17 protein-coding genes, 1 pseudogene and 1 riboswitch are annotated in these 15738 nt (G+C 41.7%); of the genes and pseudogenes, 12 read left to right on the top strand and 6 right to left on the bottom strand.

Features of this window, described 5'->3' with window-relative positions:
* Positions 1-88: 88 nt before the first annotated feature.
* A complete protein-coding gene (locus DCO16_RS04595; protein ID WP_173942556.1) occupies positions 89-508 on the bottom strand; it encodes a CHRD domain-containing protein in 420 nt (139 codons plus the stop codon).
* Positions 509-919: 411 nt separating this feature from the next.
* Here DCO16_RS04595 and DCO16_RS04590 point away from each other — a divergent pair, with 411 nt between their 5' ends.
* The 3 genes from DCO16_RS04590 to ppk2 all read left to right on the top strand — a co-directional run bounded on the left by DCO16_RS04590 (position 920) and on the right by ppk2 (position 4142).
* Positions 920-2863 (top strand): PhoX family protein, encoded by a 1944-nt coding sequence (locus DCO16_RS04590; protein WP_173942555.1) that lies wholly within the window; start codon positions 920-922, stop codon positions 2861-2863.
* A gap of 268 nt (positions 2864-3131) precedes the next feature.
* On the top strand, positions 3132-3335 hold the full coding sequence (locus tag DCO16_RS11270) for a hypothetical protein (protein ID WP_437342861.1): 204 nt from the start codon (positions 3132-3134) through the stop codon (positions 3333-3335).
* A gap of 30 nt (positions 3336-3365) precedes the next feature.
* Positions 3366-4142, top strand: coding sequence for a polyphosphate kinase 2 (gene ppk2, locus DCO16_RS04580; protein ID WP_173942553.1), 777 nt, complete (start codon positions 3366-3368; stop codon positions 4140-4142).
* Between the two features lie 205 nt (positions 4143-4347).
* Here the strand turns inward: ppk2 and DCO16_RS04575 are convergent, their stop codons facing one another.
* Positions 4348-4647, bottom strand: a complete 300-nt coding sequence (locus DCO16_RS04575; RefSeq protein WP_173942552.1) for a DM13 domain-containing protein — start codon at positions 4645-4647, stop codon at positions 4348-4350.
* Between the two features lie 205 nt (positions 4648-4852).
* A complete protein-coding gene (locus DCO16_RS04570) occupies positions 4853-5317 on the bottom strand; it encodes a hypothetical protein (protein WP_173942551.1) in 465 nt (154 codons plus the stop codon).
* 382 nt (positions 5318-5699) lie between these two features.
* Between DCO16_RS04570 and DCO16_RS04565 the strand changes: the two genes are divergently transcribed.
* Positions 5700-6050 (top strand): DUF3147 family protein, encoded by a 351-nt coding sequence (locus DCO16_RS04565; RefSeq protein ID WP_173942550.1) that lies wholly within the window; start codon positions 5700-5702, stop codon positions 6048-6050.
* Between the two features lie 306 nt (positions 6051-6356).
* On the opposite strand, the gene DCO16_RS04560 is transcribed toward DCO16_RS04565, so the two are convergent.
* Positions 6357-7628, bottom strand: a complete 1272-nt coding sequence (locus DCO16_RS04560) for a D-amino acid dehydrogenase (protein ID WP_254598102.1) — start codon at positions 7626-7628, stop codon at positions 6357-6359.
* Between the two features lie 152 nt (positions 7629-7780).
* A riboswitch (glycine riboswitch) is annotated at positions 7781-7870 on the bottom strand.
* A 225-nt stretch (positions 7871-8095) separates the two neighbouring features.
* On the opposite strand from DCO16_RS04560, the pseudogene DCO16_RS04555 reads away from it, so the two are divergent.
* A pseudogene (locus DCO16_RS04555) lies at positions 8096-9050 on the top strand (IS30 family transposase).
* A 29-nt stretch (positions 9051-9079) separates the two neighbouring features.
* Here DCO16_RS04555 and DCO16_RS04550 read toward each other — a convergent pair.
* Positions 9080-10168, bottom strand: a complete 1089-nt coding sequence (locus DCO16_RS04550; protein WP_173942548.1) for a calcium/sodium antiporter — start codon at positions 10166-10168, stop codon at positions 9080-9082.
* Positions 10169-10329: 161 nt separating this feature from the next.
* Between DCO16_RS04550 and DCO16_RS04545 the strand changes: the two genes are divergently transcribed.
* The 3 genes from DCO16_RS04545 to DCO16_RS04535 all read left to right on the top strand — a co-directional run bounded on the left by DCO16_RS04545 (position 10330) and on the right by DCO16_RS04535 (position 12265).
* Positions 10330-11364 carry a calcium:cation antiporter gene (locus tag DCO16_RS04545; protein ID WP_173942547.1) on the top strand — a complete coding sequence of 345 codons (1035 nt, stop codon included), beginning with the start codon at positions 10330-10332 and terminating at the stop codon, positions 11362-11364.
* Positions 11365-11717: 353 nt separating this feature from the next.
* Positions 11718-11939 carry a DUF433 domain-containing protein gene (locus DCO16_RS04540; protein WP_173942546.1) on the top strand — a complete coding sequence of 74 codons (222 nt, stop codon included), beginning with the start codon at positions 11718-11720 and terminating at the stop codon, positions 11937-11939.
* Between the two features lie 92 nt (positions 11940-12031).
* A complete protein-coding gene (locus DCO16_RS04535; protein WP_217426699.1) occupies positions 12032-12265 on the top strand; it encodes a hypothetical protein in 234 nt (77 codons plus the stop codon).
* Between the two features lie 189 nt (positions 12266-12454).
* Here the strand turns inward: DCO16_RS04535 and DCO16_RS04530 are convergent, their stop codons facing one another.
* Positions 12455-12604 carry a hypothetical protein gene (locus DCO16_RS04530; protein WP_173942544.1) on the bottom strand — a complete coding sequence of 50 codons (150 nt, stop codon included), beginning with the start codon at positions 12602-12604 and terminating at the stop codon, positions 12455-12457.
* A 105-nt stretch (positions 12605-12709) separates the two neighbouring features.
* On the opposite strand from DCO16_RS04530, the gene DCO16_RS04525 reads away from it, so the two are divergent.
* Genes DCO16_RS04525 through DCO16_RS04510 form a run of 4 tightly spaced genes read left to right on the top strand, consistent with a single transcriptional unit; the run spans position 12710 to position 15738 of the window.
* Complete coding sequence (locus DCO16_RS04525) at positions 12710-13090, top strand: thioredoxin family protein (protein WP_173942543.1); 381 nt, start codon at positions 12710-12712, stop codon at positions 13088-13090.
* A complete protein-coding gene (locus DCO16_RS04520; RefSeq protein WP_173942542.1) occupies positions 13090-13818 on the top strand; it encodes a cytochrome c biogenesis CcdA family protein in 729 nt (242 codons plus the stop codon). Before DCO16_RS04525 ends, DCO16_RS04520 begins: the two co-directional genes overlap by 1 nt.
* A gap of 55 nt (positions 13819-13873) precedes the next feature.
* Complete coding sequence (locus DCO16_RS04515; RefSeq protein WP_173942541.1) at positions 13874-14434, top strand: SRPBCC family protein; 561 nt, start codon at positions 13874-13876, stop codon at positions 14432-14434.
* A complete protein-coding gene (locus DCO16_RS04510) occupies positions 14431-15738 on the top strand; it encodes an ATP-grasp domain-containing protein (protein WP_173942540.1) in 1308 nt (435 codons plus the stop codon). The genes DCO16_RS04515 and DCO16_RS04510 overlap by 4 nt, the downstream gene beginning before the upstream one ends.

The following is a 15738-nucleotide window of genomic DNA, read 5'->3' as shown; positions in this document are numbered from 1 at the left end:
TAAAAAAAATACCAACCCGAGGGTTGGTATTTTCACTTATAGCTAAGTAGTTGGCGCCGAGAACTAGTGACAATAGATTTAGCGGGCTTTAGGGCTTTAACTGCGCCCTGATTTCTCCACCTTTATTTGCGGCGCTATGTACGTTAATGTACAGATCGCCACTTTTGAGACTTTGTAATTGGGCATCAGTCAGTTTCGCGCCAGCTGGTACAGACCAGACATTATCTGCAGTTTTTGCGAATGGCACTATTACTGGTCCGTTCTGTCCCATAGGTGCCAGATGAATATGCGCCATAGTCACTTCAACACCAGTAGTAGTAACATTCCCAGAAATTGCACCATCTGAACTAACCATGATTGAACCCATACCTGAAGCGCTTGTCATGACTGGTGGCACTTCCTGAGCTCCACTTAAAGTTACTTTCATAGATTGAGCACACACGGCAAAAGATGCTGCACTGACAAAAAGTCCAAAAACAAGCTTAGAAACCAATTGATTAACCTTCATTTAAACCTCCAGAGTTGTGAAGTTTTACAGTAGCACAGCTGAATAATTTGTGCATTTTTTAATTAATCTCTACCCCATTCATAGTTGGGTTAAACCGGCAGCATAAGACCAACCCCTCAAAACATCAGACAAAAAATACGTACTTGAAAATGTGTTTCGACTTCAAGTCATGGGTCATACCTTAGTGCAGGCTGTGGAGATCAGTGTAGATCCTTTGAGTGAGCAACTCTTTAGCTTCAAACCTATTGTGCTTAACGCTAATATTCTTTATAGCAATAGCCCTAATCGATAGGTTATTTTCAATACGGAAAAGTCATACATCCCTTGTGAAGATGTCATGATTTTTTTGTCAATGTGACACAAATATGTCACAACATCCAAAGAAAATGGAATTTCATATTTGGAGCTTACATGACTACTAACCCCTCTTTATCGCGTCGTTCCTTACTACAACTTTTTGCGGGTGCTCCTTTGCTTCCACTAGGGGCCACAAGCACCTTGTCCTTATTGGCATTAAGTGCAAATCCAGCGCTTGCAGTAATGCCAATGCAAATGCCTACAATTAAATATACAAACTTTAACTCCATGGCTGCACCCTCCTTGGCAGATCCAGAGGCAATGGCAACAACAACGGTTGGTTCGTTCTTAGAGCTTAATTTTGAAAATGGTCAACGAAAATCCTACAAATTAGCGTATCAACCATTTTTTATTACGGGTGATGTCGTTCCTAAGACCTTGGGGGGAAGCATTCTTGCCGGAGGATATGTCAATATCCACAATCAACCCATCATGGATCAATCTAAGATGGGTTCAGAGCGTCAAATATTCTCAGACTGTCCTGATGGAACCTCATTACTCAAGCTATCTAATCCGAAAGTGCAAGGTATTACAGGAAAGCCTGTATTTGCTGTTGTTCAGTTTGAATACACCAGTGCAAATTTAGCTGGTGAAAAAACGTATGGAACGCTTCCCTCTCAAATTGCTATTTTGACTTTAGATCAAAACCAAAATACTGGAAAGCTAAATTTAGTCAGCTACTTTAATGTAGATACTGCCTCTGCCAACGGACTATGGATTACGTGCGGCTCAAGTCTTTCACCGTGGAATACCCATCTATCCAGTGAAGAATATGAGCCAGATGCCCCTTTTGCTGCAGAAAATAAACGCTATAGAGAATTTAGTAAAAATTTGTACGGCAATGAATACAGCGCAAACCCATATAACTATGGGCATTTACCAGAAGTCACAGTCCATCCTGATGGCACTGGAACACTAGTAAAGCACTATTGTTTAGGAAGGATTTCTCATGAATTGGTTCAGGTCATGCCAGATAACCGAACTGTCTTGATGGGTGATGACTATACGAACAGTGGACTGTTTGTCTTTATTGCTGATAAAGAGAAAGATCTGTCTGCGGGTACGCTTTATGTTGGCAGGCTTGGCAAAGGCTTCTCTATTGACCCTAATGACCCAGCTACAGATATCCAATGGATTAAGCTAGGACACGCTACTAGCCATGAAATCAAAACACTTGCAAGTAGACTCAAGCCTGAAGACATCATGTCCGTCCTTAAAGCTGATCCAAAAGATCCTAGTTTTACGAAAATCTTTTATGACGGCAGGCCCAATTGGATCAAACTTAAACCCGGTATGGAAAAGGCAGCAGTCTTTTTAGAAACCCATCGCTACGCCTACCTAGTTGGTGGCAGCATGGGATTTAGCAAAATGGAAGGCACTACCGTCAACATCAAAGATAAAGTCGCTTATTCTGCCTTACAAAATATCCAAGACTCTATGGTGAAAACTGGCAAGGGCTGGAATGAGGAAAGCAATATAGCGCTTGATAAAGCACTGGTTGCTGGTGGTGTCATGCAACTAAAACTGGGCGGCAACAAGAAAGACCAGCTTGGGAATGCTATCAAAAGTAACTGGATGCCACTCAATATTTCTGCATTGATGATTGGCGAAGATATTGCTCAAGATACTTTAGGTAATCTAGCAAATCCAGATAAGGTCTCCAATCCAGATAATTTAAAGTTCTCTGAAAAGCTACGCACGCTCTTTATTGGTGAAGATAGCGGTACACATATCAATAATTTTATTTGGGCCTACAACGTAGATACCAAAAAATTAAGCCGAATTATGTCAATGCCATCAGGTGCGGAAGCAACAGGGCTAGGCATCGTCGATGACTTAAATGGATTTATGTATATCACTGCCAACTTTCAGCATCCTGGTGATTGGCTAAGTCCATTACATGCAAATGTTAAAGAAACGCTCGATCCATTGGTGAGAAAAAACTATAAGGACAAGTATGGGGCTGCAGTAGGCTATTTAACTGCAGATCCAGTTTAGAAATAAAGCAGTTATTTAATAGCTTAGATTTTTTATATTACAAGGCAAATACAGGTTCCTAATGGCTTGAACTCGCCCCATTATTCCTTTTGAGTGTCACAATCGCTTGAATTTATGAGTAATTAAAAGTAGGATTAATCTACTAATTAGTTCATTTACATAAATTTATCAAATAAATCTCAACAAGGAGTTTAGGATGAGTCAAAAGAAACTAGTCAAGCAATTAAGCAAAAAGCTTGAAAAGCTTGAGTCTGACAAAGGAAAGCTAGTGATTAAGCTAGCTAAAGCAAAAGAGAGGCTAGATAAAAAGCCACCTGTAAAGAAGCCTACTACCAAAAAGATCATAGTGAAAAAGGTGGCTGTTAAAAAAACTGCTGCGAAGAAAGTTCCCGCTAAAAAGGTTTCAGCAAAGAAAGCCCCAGCTAAAAAGAGAGTTCCTTCGAAAGTTACTCCTGCAACAAGCGCTGCTTAAACGTAGCTTGCTTTTAAGGCCAACATTGCTATGCATAAAAAACTCATTAAAGAAGAAAAGCATTACGACGACGAATTAAGACTTTTACAAATTGAGCTCGTAAAACTTCAAAGTGAAGTCATCAAAAATGGGGCTCGAATTTTGGTGATTTTTGAAGGTCGTGATACTGCAGGAAAAGATGGTGTTATTAAGTGTATTACCGAGCATTTAAGTCCTCGAGATACTCGTGTCGTCGCACTCAATAAACCCTCTACTCGTGAAGAGGGTGAATGGTATTTTCAGCGCTACGTTGCACAGTTACCCAGCTCCGGAGAAATCACCCTTTTTAACCGCAGTTGGTATAACCGCGCAGGCGTTGAAAAAGTAATGGATTTTTGTACTCCTGCTCAATACGATCAGTTTATGAAGTCTGTAAATACTTTTGAGAGTCTTTTGGTGGACTCTGGTATTCAGGTGATCAAATACTATCTAGACATTACCAAGGCGGAGCAAGCCATTCGTCTGAAATCCCGAGAAATAGACCCCCTCAAGCAATGGAAAATCAGTCCAATAGATCAGCAAGCACAAAAAAAATGGCTAGCCTATAGCAAAGCGCGTGATGCCATGCTTTTGCGTACTAACTGTATTAGCGCACCATGGACAGTCGTTGACGCAAATGATAAGAAGTTAGCCCATCTCAATTTGATTCGAAATCTGCTCTCAAACATGTCTTACCCCAACAAAGATCGCAAACTACTCAAGATCGACCCTTCTATTGTGAAGAACTGGCCGAGCACTTCAAAAAAATTACCTCCATTAGCACCCTAAACTAACAAAAAAAATTGGTGGCTATGATAATTACTTAGAGAATAAACCGCCTTATTCATTCTTGTAAGCCTAATTGCAGTAAAGGAAAGCTTGATAAAGGTGGTAGTGATACAGCGGCAACAAGCGAGGCGGCTTAAAGACTGGAACCTTCTTACAGATTAATTTAGCTCGCCTAGATCATGGAACTAAACAATCCTACTTGTTATCACTTTAAATCAGCAGATCCAATGTACTCTTTGAATTGCTTACACCAAATAAGAATGCTATGAACACTATCTAAATCATCAGTGGCTAATTTGTAATACGCTGCGCCATTGGGTTTACTAAGCCGACTGACTTCAATTTGAGCCTTACCAAACTGATCGTTATCTTTAATGGCAGGATCTTTGCTGATGTAGACGTGATAATCAGGTCCAGGACTGGATCGGAAGTTTTCTCCAGACTGTAAAAAGAGTTCGTTGCCTACCCGAACCACACTCCATGTGCCCGATGAGCTGTGAAGCATGTCTTGGCCCTTTGCTGAAATGTCGATGTCACCCTTCTTGAGGACATCTCCTTTGATTATCTGATGATCAGTAAAGCGTGAGCGAATATCACGAACATGACCACTTATGGCATCCAGAATCTAAGCGTGAGATATTGTAGAAAAAAGTATTAGCATTGCTGCAAATAGTGTATGTTTCATTTTTTCTAATTAGTATTTGTACCTATCAGAGATCCTTGTGCTTCTCTAAATAATTGCCTAGTTGATTGGCCATGTTGATCGAAGAGGCAGTTGCCCATGCAAAAGAAAATAGTCCAGAAAAGGCAATGAGCGATGGCATGAGGCGCCAACCAAAAGGAAGATCCAATGTGAAATTGCCCACAGAGGTAAAAAAACTAGCAGTCAGCAAGAGTGCGCTGGCTGTATCTGCAACCATACCAAGTAAGGTCAATGCAATTACCCAAACAATTAGGGATGAGAAGATACCAACTACCAACAGCATTGTATATGCCGTAAACCGAGTCAGCTCGACATACTTACTCGAAAAGGTGATTGTGGTGAGCTTTTTACGATACGCCAAGGTGATCATAGTAAAGCCAAAGATGTTATAGATAGCGACAACAAAAATAATACATAATCCAAGGATAACTTCTTGGAATAATAATTCGTAGCCAGCTAAATTTAAATTCATGAGGGTATGCCTAGGAAAAATTAGTATGTGTATTCAGGATTTCAGGATTAACAAGCCTGTTTCTTTTTCCCACTGCGCATTCCTTGGTATCTTTTTTGATTCAATTGGTTGTACTTTAGAACTTAAAGGTCATAAGTAGAGATTTTAAAAAGCTCTATTTCATCTTAAATCATTTCAAATATAAAAACTTAATATGTTGGGGGCGTATAAGCTTTAGTGATAAAGACACTAAACCAGTACACGCCGTTACCTAAGGCAGTACTTTCTTAGCCTAACCCCATTTGGCGTCGGGTCAAACTGACATGAACTGAATGAAATCTCAATGTTTGTCGTTTAAAACGATATTGTTATAGTAGGTCTGTCTAACTACGAAGAGATCGCTATGGTCTGGATCATCACCAAATATCTTATTACTGCTGGATTAATTGTCTTTATTTCAGAAGTAGCCAAGCGAAGCGATAAGTTAGGCGGCTTTATAGCGGCATTGCCTTTGATGACTCTGCTGACACTGATTTGGCTTTATGTAGAAAATCAATCTGAGGAAAAGATCAGCAACCACGCTTATTACACCTTTTGGTATGTGATTCCAACTCTGCCCATGTTCATCGCATTTCCATTCCTATTATCAAAGCTAGGGTTTTGGCTCACCATGCTTGCTAGCGTAGCAATCACCGTTATCTGCTTTGGACTTTTTGCTTTATTAGTGAAGCAATTTGGAGTGGAGCTTTTATAAGTACTTGCCTGACCGACCCAAGGATTACAAATTGCTGTGCTAGCAGATGGGGAGTTTGAATTCTTTGCCCACCGTTACTCTAAGTAACTCTTTTGCCCTACCCAATTTGGCGTCGGGCCAAACCGACACCACAAGATCAGCCCCTGCCAACGGATCCAGCCTGATCACAGTACGAATCAATCAGCACACTATTTTCAATATATAAAATTTGGCCTGCCCAGCACGATTCGAACCAGCGCACTTGGCCTTGGGACTAATCGTGGTTGCTTAAGTGCCCCCACCGTTACTAAAAGTAACGCTTGTGCCCTACTCAAATGATGGGACTCTTAGGCTGGAATTTACTCCAATAATAGTGATCGGCTTTTTATCGGCCTGAATGATGTCCGCAATCATCTCTGCCGTACATGCTGACAAGGTCCAACCTAAGTGTCCATGCCCAGTGTTGTAATACACATTGGACTTTGTACCTTTACCAACCTTAGGCAGCATATTTGGCATCATTGGGCGCAAGCCAGCCCATGGCACAACCGAACGGGTACTCACCTTTGGAAAGCATTGATTTACCCAATCTACCAGTGGCTTAATACGATCTGCACGTATATCTTTATTAATACCGTTGAACTCGGCAGTACCGGCAACCCTGAAGCGATCGACCCCCAGACGACTTGTCACTAGTTTGGTTTCATCATCTAGCAAACTCACAGTTGGAGCACCCTGCTGACTTACTATGTCATTCAGATTGACCGTAATGGAATAGCCTTTGACTGGATAAACATTCACACGATCACCCAACTGCGCGGCTAACTCACGACTACCAACGCCTGCGCAAATAACCACATTATCAAATACTAGCGTTTCCAAGTGATCACCGTCTTTCAATAGCACCCGTACAAGATCGCCATCAGAATTGATTTGCTCTACCTCATGATCGTAAATGATTTTCACGCCCAACTTTTCTGAAGCTAAAGAAAGTCCATGAGTAAACTTATGAATATCGCCCGTAGCGTCACTCTCGGTGTAGTAGCCGCCATAGTAATTTCCTGATAATGTGGGCTCGATTTTCCTCATCTCATGTGGGGTGACTGCTATCCGTGATAGACCACCTGCAGCCAATAATTTTGAGACTTCACCTGCATGATCAAATCCTAACTTATCACGATAGATATGTAAGATGCCTTCTTTCTTTAGATCAAAATCAATGCCCTCTTGTTCTGCCCAAGAAAATAAATGCTGACGTGCCTGTATTGCCATTCTGGCAGTTTCGATGGTATTAGCTTCATAGTTTGGAATGGCGGCAATAAATTGTGCAAACCAAGATGCTTTATGCCAACTTGGTTTCATATTAATAAGAAGTGGTGCATCTTTTTTAAAAATCCACTTCATACCCTTCAAAATGGTGCCCCAATAATTCCAGACTTCAGCATTAGATGCTGAGAGTTGACCGCCATTGGCAAATGAAGTTTCCATTCCAGAGTAGTGGTTGCGCTCAATTAAAGTAACACGATAACCACGCTTTGCTAATGTATAGGCCGTAGTTACACCAATAATGCCACCACCAATAATGACGAATGATTTCATAAATTGTCCAAACTGCGTCAGAGGGTTGGGCTTGCTCGCAATATGCATAGCAAACGCCCCCTCTGTTTTGGACCTGAGAGATTCACGCTGATGCTTTAGCGCTTGCTCCTGCGGTGCTTTAACGGACGTGCGTCAAAGGCTCTTCAGAGATTTAAGAGATACCGGTTCTTTTGCCTGAGAGTTTCCGGGGCGGTTGCTCCTTCGGCGCCGCAACTCAATGCAGTCTCTCCCGATATCAATACTTAATATTTTTAATACATTTGATACTTTTGGTACTCTTGGTACTTAATTTATTCTAGATAATGTAAGGATATCTGTCAAGCTAACCCTCTTTTTTATAAAAAACGTATTTTGAGTGGCTTTAAACGAGGTGAATTCAACTACGAAGTGCAACTTTGAACAACTAGGGCTAGTGGCTAAGGATGTTTTAGTATCCAAAGCTTAGGGGCCGGTAAGTCAAAGTAGCCATGACCTATCAACACCTTAGCCAAACTGAACGATATCAGATTTATATCCTTATGAAAGACGGAAAAACCCAAAGCCAGATAGCCCAGCTCCTGGATCGACATAAGTCGACCATTAGCCGAGAGCTTGCTCGCAATACGGGTAATCGGGGTTACCGTCCCAGGCAAGCCTGCCTGTTAGCAGAGGAACGTTCCCAAGGCTCTCGTAATGCCGCCCAAATCACCCCATCTGATTGGGATCAGGCTGTGGAGCGCCTAAAGGACCAATGGAGCCCCGTCCAAATTGCCAATCAGAGTTGGTATTAGCATTGAAACCATCTACCGCCATGTGTACGCCGATAAGGCCGCTGATGGCAGCCTTTACCAGCAGCTGCGCTGCCAAAAGAAACGCAAAAAGCGCTATGCCAGTGGCCGTGACCGGAGGGGTCAGATCGTCGGTAGAAGGCCCATCAGCGAGCGTCCCCAGCACATTGAAGCCAGATCCCAAATCGGCCACTGGGAAGGCGATACCGTCATTGGCGCTGCCCATAAGCAAGCCATCGTGACCTTAGTCGAGCGCAAGAGTGGTTATGCCTTAATAAGCAAAGTGAACAATAAAACCTCAGAGCTTGTCAGTAATGCCATCATTACCAAAATGAATCCCTTAAGCCGACTAGTTAAAACACTGACTTTTGACAACGGAAAAGAATTTGCCGAGCATGCCCGAATTGATGAATCACTGCAATCAACCACCTACTTTGCAGATCCGTTTGCGAGTTGGCAACGCGGATCCAATGAAAACTTCAATGGTCTGCTGCGTCAATACATCCCTAAAAAGAGACCGCTATCTACTGTGACAGACAAGGAGCTTAGAGTGATTGAAACTAAACTGAATAATCGTCCTCGCAAGAGGTTGGGATTTAAAACCCCGAATGAAGTGTTTATGCAGTCCTTAAACCGTGTTGCACTTCGTGTTTGAATCTACGCCTGAGTAAATCAGCGTAGTAATCATTTACTTGAAGGTTTTGGCCTGCCCAGCAGCGATACAACTAGCGTAATAATCGTGAGTGGGAGTACAAAACTCAGCATTACAGAAGAAAACTGGGGCAGCGTATCGTGACTCTGTGCTGACATGATCATATAGGTCACATAGGCAATGTAATAGATCAGAAAAACGCCACCTTCCCAACGGGCTATCTCTCTGCCAGATAGAAAGATAGGTAAACATGCCAAAGAAACAGCTGCAAGAACCCATAGATCAAAAGTGAGTAAGGATGGCGCTACCGCCATACCAGTCAAGCCGGAAACCAAACCAGCTAAACCAAGGGAGCCCAATACATTAAAGATATTGCTCCCGATGACATTACCAATAGCAATATCACGCTCACCTTTAAATGCTGCTACTAGAGAGGCGGCCACTTCTGGCATGCTTGTTCCAGCCGCAACAATGGTAAGTCCAATCACTAAATCACTGATTCCCATTAATTTGGCAAACATAATAGAAGCAGTAACAAGCCAATCGGACCCCAATACCAAAAACACTAAACCAAAAATAATCAAACCCACTTGAATTGGCCACTTTGAATCCCATGCATTTGGTTTGGCTTTCGTAAACTCTAAATCAAATTCTGAGGTTTGATCTGCTGGCGCTTGGCGAGATTGCCGGATTAAAAAAACGGTATAAGCAATCATTAGAAAAAATAGTAATCCGCCATCCTGAATACTGATAATGCCATCCAAGCTTAAGGCAACAAGGAGCATGATCGTTCCGATCATTACTGGTACCTCTTGCCGAATGAGTTGGGAGTGCACAACTAAAGGTGCAATCAAGGCACTAAGGCCCAGAATAAAAAGGGTATTGAAAATATTACTGCCCACCACATTTCCGATTGCAATATCAGCTTGACCGTTAATAACTGCACCAGTAGACACCGCCATCTCTGGGGCACTAGTTCCAAATGCGACAACGGTTAGCCCCACTACCAAGGGTTGAATACCAAGCGATAGCGCTAACTTAGAAGCCCCATGTACCAGGGCATTTGCGCCAATGAATAAGGCTGCAAGTCCAGCAATAAAAAGTAATCCGTGAGTCATCATAGCGTCTAGTATGGCATTAATTTGCCGACACTACTTCAGGGACTTTCCAGCATGAAACGGGGTGTTTGTTTTAAAATTATTCAGGTTTTTCACCGAACCAACTATTGGCCTGCATAATGGGATTATGATCCCATCCCTTATTGATAGTGTTACTCAAAACGATGATTGAATTTTTTACACCTTTGCTTAGTACAACATGGTTCATTAGCCTTCTTGCTATAGCCTTGATTGGTGCTGTTTTAGCGGCAGTTCATTACGCCGAACTTATTGCGCACAAAACAGGAGAGCCCTATGGCACTCTAGTGCTTGCCATTAGTGTGACTATTATTGAAACCTCCTTGATTATTTCAATGATGATTGCCGGCCAAGAAGGCTCTGAATTTATTGCTCGTGATGCTGTCTTTGCAACTGTCATGATTGTGCTGAACGGCATCATCGGCTTATGTATTTTTGTTGGCGGCCTAAAGCATTATGAAATGATCTTTCGTAATGAAGGGACCAACTCGGCATTAGCAGTGCTCGCTGCCCTAGCTACCTTTACCTTAGTCATGCCAATAGTGACTGTTAGCTCTCCAGGGCCTAACTTTACTCAAAGCCAACTTGCTTTTGCCGGAATTGCATCATTAGCACTATATATTGCATTTATATTCTTTCAGACTGTATCCCATCGCGATTACTATCTACCAAAAATTGATGATCTCATCATCGCTGATGAAAGCATTCATGCTGAAAAACCCAGTAATCTCAGAACAGCTGTCAGCTGCGCACTCCTTCTAGTATGTTTAGTGTTGGTAGTTGGACTAGCAAAAGCATTAAGCCCTGCAATTGAAGCGGGCGTAAAAGCTGCGGATGCTCCTAAGACCATTGTCGGAATTGCTATTGCACTTCTAGTGCTGCTTCCAGAAGGTTATGCCGCTGTGCGAGCGGCAATGGGCAATCGCCTACAAAGTAGTTTGAACTTAGCATTAGGCTCAGGCTTAGCTAGCATTGGACTTACCATTCCCACAGTAGCGGTTATTGCTATTTTATTAGATCTGCCATTAAGTTTAGGCATCAGCAGCCTCAATATGGTCCTACTTTACCTCTCTCTTTTTATTGGTGCGCTTACTTTAGCGATTGGTCGAACTACTTTGTTACAAGGCGTAGTACATATCATTATTTTTATAGGCTATCTATTCTTGAGCTTGGTACCTTAAAAATTCTAGGCGATGAACTACGCCTCATTTAGTGCTGCCCCACCCCATCAAGCGTCTGGTTAAACCGACACTAAATGACGAGCCCCCATAACGGATCAGTCCTGATCACAGTCAAGCCAATCGATTGCCCTATTCATTTACTTGCAAGTTTGGCCTGCCCAGCACGATTCGAACCAGCGCGCCTGGTCTTGATACGAATCGCGGTCTCTTAAGAGCCTTTTTAAATCGGTAGCTTAGGGCTGAAATTGAGTTCTGAGTAAAGAACGCTGTTTAACCCCTTAAATCGAGTGGTCACAAAGCAAAATAACTCAATTTAATATGACTTCTTTTTTACTAAATGCTACTATTTAGTCATGATTAATTGGTCAAATTGTCCGGCAGTTGAAAGCACCCAAGATCGGGTAAGCGGTGCCTTGGTCTTTGCTGGCTCGCGTGTGCCGATTTCAGCTCTTTTTGAAAATCTAGAGGATGGTGTCACGCTCAAAGAGTTTACGGAAATTTTTGCTGGAATTAAGATTGAACAAGTTAAAGCAATCTTAGACTTTGCTGCTAAAAACTCGCTTACTGCTGCGTGAAGGTTTTATTTGATCAAGGTACTCCTGTACCTTTAAGAGACTATCTCCCAAACTGCCAAGTGACTACAGCCTATGAGCTAGGCTGGTCTACTTTGAAAAATGGAGAATTGCTAGCAGCTGCAGAATCAAATGATTTTAAGATTTTTATCACTACGGATACCAATCTACAGTACCAACAAAATCTAAGCCATAGAAAGATTGCTATCGTTGTTTTAAGTACTACTAGCTGGCCAAGAATTAAATCCCATTTAAGTGGTGTACTCGATGCAATTGAAAAGGCCACACCTAACGCATTTTTAGAGGTTGATATTCCTTTTATCTCCTAAATAAGCTCAAACTCATTTAATTCGGAGAGTTTGGCCTGCCCAGCACGATTCGAACGTGCGTAATTGGCCTTGGAACATGTCGTGGTTACTTGGGCGTCTATTTAAATCGGTAGTTTGGGGCTGAAATTGAGTTCTGAATAAAGAACTATATAAACCGGATGACCAACTCTTTGCTGCTGGAGCGCCTAGTTAAGGCCCTAACTCTATCAAGCCTAAGCAAAAGATGCTATTTGGTGCATTAAAACGAGATTGGGCGCCAAATTGTCGAAATAATTCTTTGGCCACTGTAGGTGCGGATGCCCAACACGATCCATCCTCGACCAATTTTACTGTAATCATTTACCATATAAAAAGATCTGACTTTATGGTGTGGCGCTAAAAGCAATATCTTATTTTTAAAATGCTTTATTTTTAATAAAACGAAATATCTAAAGGGGAATAATTATGAAATTGGTATCTAAGTCTTTTTTAGCTAGCTTGTTATTTTTTACCGCATCCGCCTTTGCTGCAGGTCAACTCATGACGGAAGCCGAGCTTACCAATATCGAAAAACAAGGTAAGTCTGCGATTATTTCTGTTCATGCAGACTGGTGTTCAACTTGTAAATCACAAGATAAAGTATTTACTGGACTGATGAAAGATCCAGAGTATAAAAATGTGACTTTTTATCAAGTGGAATTTGATACTCAAAAAGACCTATTAAAGACCTTAAAAGTTCGCTCACAAAGTACTGTCATTGTCTATAAAAATGGCAAAGAGGTAGTACGTGCTACTGGCGATACAAAGGAAGTTGCTTTATCAAAATTGGCTAGGCAGGCTATTTAATGGATTTTGGGATTGGGTCTTTTCTTTTTGCATTCCTAGCCGGAATCTTATCCACCCTTTCCCCATGTGTTTTACCTTTGATCCCTATTATTATTGGGGCAGCTGCCCATCAACATCGATTTGGGCCGTTCGCTCTGGCTGGCGGCCTAACCGTCTCTTTTGCAGTCATTGGAACTGCTCTTGCCAGCCTAGGATCTAGCATTGGTTTTGCACAGGATAGCTTTCGTTTATTTGCTGCAATCATCATGGGCATGATTGGAATTGTATTGATTTCCACCCAATTACAGGAGCGTTTTGCTATTGCAATGTCGGGTCTCAGTGGAACTGGTAACACCTTGTTAGCGAAGGTAACTGTCGATGGTTTATTTGGGCAGTTCTTAATTGGTGCGCTGTTAGGCTTAGTGTGGACGCCCTGCGTAGGCCCTACCCTTGGGGCTGCAATTACCTTAGCTAGCCAGGGTAAGGATTTAGGAAAGATTGTGTTGGTCATGGCTATTTTTGGGTTTGGCGCTGGTTTACCGCTAGCGCTACTTGGCGTGCTATCACGCGCTACTATGCAAAGGGTAAAGGGAAGTTTGGGTAGCACTGGTAAGTTAGGAAAGCAACTGCTGGGTGGCTTTCTTATCGTCATCAGCTTACTAGTAATCACAGGCCGCGATAAGCCACTTGAAGCATTCCTATTAAAACACTCTCCTGACTGGCTCACTGAATTAACAACGACTTTTTAACGCTTAATTGAAGCCCTTGATTCATTTATTGAGATCATCTGCAAAGACGATATTAATGTCCCTATTCGCAAGCTACCCTGTTTGGGACAGCGTAGCCCTAGCAAGTAATAGCGATAAAAATGGCGCTATTACTATTGCAATTTCCCAAATCAATGGTGGTTTTGAGGTGCATGCAAGTTATCTGGCTCCACTCAGTCAATGCCAAGCTTATGCTTTATTGACTGATTTTTCAGAAAGTGAGCAATCTGAAGGCATTAGAGCCAGCAAAATTACACGCTTGTCTGAAAACAGGATACGAGTTGAACAGCAAATTGAGGACAAGATTCTATTTTTTTCAACTCAATTTGAATCAGTCATCGATTACACGCAATTACCTTCATATGGTATGGACCTTAAACAGGTTAAAGGCTACTTTAAGGAATATCGCGGCTCTTGGCGCTTAACTCCAAAATCGAATGGCACACTTTTTAGTTACACCGCATTTATATTGCCTGATCAAGCAATTCCTTTGTTTGTTATTGAGTATTTTATGAATGCCCGTATTGAAAAGCGCTTTGAGAAAATGTTACAGAAAGCTACAAGCAAGGCAGGTTTCATTCCAGAGCAATGTAAATGAAAAAAATCTTAATTTTGTTTGCAAAAGATTGGGATCAAATTGCGCTACAAGCACAACACTATTCCAGTCATTACCAATTTTACTTTGAAGGGTTTGATTTATTTCGCTTTCCAGAAAATGCGCAACTTCTTAGCTTTAATGTTGTACGTTATATTGATCAACTAGAATATAAGTACCGACCTCTTGGGGTCGATGGTATTGTTAGTAACCATGAGCAATTTGGTACGTTAATTGCTGCAGTACTAGCGCAGCGTTTAGGCCTACCCGGCAATGATCCCTTGGCTATTATTGCGTGCCAACATAAGTTTTATAGTCGCTTAATGCAGCAAAAAATTGCGCCCGAGGTCGTGCCTCGCTTTAGCTACATCCCCTATCCATTCAATTCGCAGGAGCCAGTCGGCTTAGATTATCCATTTTTTGTTAAGCCTATTAAGGCAACTTATTCTGTATTAGCAAGGCAGATTAATAATGTAGATGAGCTAAAACAGCACCTTAAATTCAACTTTTTTGAAGAATTTTTAATCAGAAGGTTAGTAAAGCCATTTGCAGACCTTATGCCGCTTTTTACGTCCATGGATGTTGATGCGAATGGGATGCTGGCCGAAGAACTCTTGAATGGCCAACAAATTAATGTTGATGGGTATTGCATCAAAGGTACAGCCTATTTTCTGGGCATTATTGACGAAATTATGTATCCAGGAACACAAGCATTTATGCGTTTTGAGTACCCTTCGAGATTGCCGAATGCGGTTCAGGATCGAGCTAAAGCTATTACCCAAAAAGTACTTGAAGGGCTCAACTATCAACACGGGTTTTTTAACATTGAATTTATATATTCGCAGGAGACAAACCAATTAAAAATTGTTGAGATTAATCCCCGTATGGCATCGCAACTGGTTAACTTATATGAACGCGTTGATGGATGTAATCCCTATAGCATGCTCTTTAGTTTAGCTGTTGGTGAAGATCCTAAATTGATTCAAGGTGAAGGCAAATTTAAGTGCACAGCCAGTTTTATCTTTCGACACTTTGAAAAGCCGTTGAGACAAAGAATTCCAAGCAAGGAAGAGTTAGTCGACGCACTTGCCCCATATCCAGACTCTACTATGATGCTGTATTACAAAAAAGGGGCTAGTTTAGAACGTGAAATAAAATGGCTGGGAAGCTACCGTTATGCTGTTCTCAATCTCGGCGGCTTAAGTAGGGGCGATTTATTTGAAAGATTTCAGAAAATTTGTAATGCTCTCCATTTAGATGACTCTATTTGTAAAGCACAAGAAGCCGAATTGAAGACCCTACTCTAA

Source organism: Polynucleobacter antarcticus (genome assembly GCF_013307245.1).
Lineage (GTDB): Bacteria > Pseudomonadota > Gammaproteobacteria > Burkholderiales > Burkholderiaceae > Polynucleobacter > Polynucleobacter antarcticus.
Note: the sequence above shows the minus strand (reverse complement) of the source record. Positions and strands in the feature narration are given on the sequence as shown.

What these genes read in the sequence shown, in the direction of transcription:
- DCO16_RS04595 (WP_173942556.1), bottom strand. Translation starts at nt 508, where the DNA reads ATGAAGGTTAATCAATTGGTTTCTAAGCTTGTTTTTGGACTTTTTGTC.
- DCO16_RS04590 (WP_173942555.1), top strand. Translation starts at nt 920, where the DNA reads ATGACTACTAACCCCTCTTTATCGCGTCGTTCCTTACTACAACTTTTT.
- ppk2 (WP_173942553.1), top strand. Translation starts at nt 3,366, where the DNA reads ATGCATAAAAAACTCATTAAAGAAGAAAAGCATTACGACGACGAATTA.
- DCO16_RS04575 (WP_173942552.1), bottom strand. Translation starts at nt 4,647, where the DNA reads ATGCTTCACAGCTCATCGGGCACATGGAGTGTGGTTCGGGTAGGCAAC.
- DCO16_RS04570 (WP_173942551.1), bottom strand. Translation starts at nt 5,317, where the DNA reads ATGAATTTAAATTTAGCTGGCTACGAATTATTATTCCAAGAAGTTATC.
- DCO16_RS04565 (WP_173942550.1), top strand. Translation starts at nt 5,700, where the DNA reads ATGGTCTGGATCATCACCAAATATCTTATTACTGCTGGATTAATTGTC.
- DCO16_RS04560 (WP_254598102.1), bottom strand. Translation starts at nt 7,628, where the DNA reads ATGAAATCATTCGTCATTATTGGTGGTGGCATTATTGGTGTAACTACG.
- DCO16_RS04550 (WP_173942548.1), bottom strand. Translation starts at nt 10,168, where the DNA reads ATGATGACTCACGGATTACTTTTTATTGCTGGACTTGCAGCCTTATTC.
- DCO16_RS04545 (WP_173942547.1), top strand. Translation starts at nt 10,330, where the DNA reads ATGATTGAATTTTTTACACCTTTGCTTAGTACAACATGGTTCATTAGC.
- DCO16_RS04540 (WP_173942546.1), top strand. Translation starts at nt 11,718, where the DNA reads ATGATTAATTGGTCAAATTGTCCGGCAGTTGAAAGCACCCAAGATCGG.
- DCO16_RS04530 (WP_173942544.1), bottom strand. Translation starts at nt 12,604, where the DNA reads ATGATTACAGTAAAATTGGTCGAGGATGGATCGTGTTGGGCATCCGCA.
- DCO16_RS04525 (WP_173942543.1), top strand. Translation starts at nt 12,710, where the DNA reads ATGAAATTGGTATCTAAGTCTTTTTTAGCTAGCTTGTTATTTTTTACC.
- DCO16_RS04520 (WP_173942542.1), top strand. Translation starts at nt 13,090, where the DNA reads ATGGATTTTGGGATTGGGTCTTTTCTTTTTGCATTCCTAGCCGGAATC.
- DCO16_RS04515 (WP_173942541.1), top strand. Translation starts at nt 13,874, where the DNA reads ATGTCCCTATTCGCAAGCTACCCTGTTTGGGACAGCGTAGCCCTAGCA.
- DCO16_RS04510 (WP_173942540.1), top strand. Translation starts at nt 14,431, where the DNA reads ATGAAAAAAATCTTAATTTTGTTTGCAAAAGATTGGGATCAAATTGCG.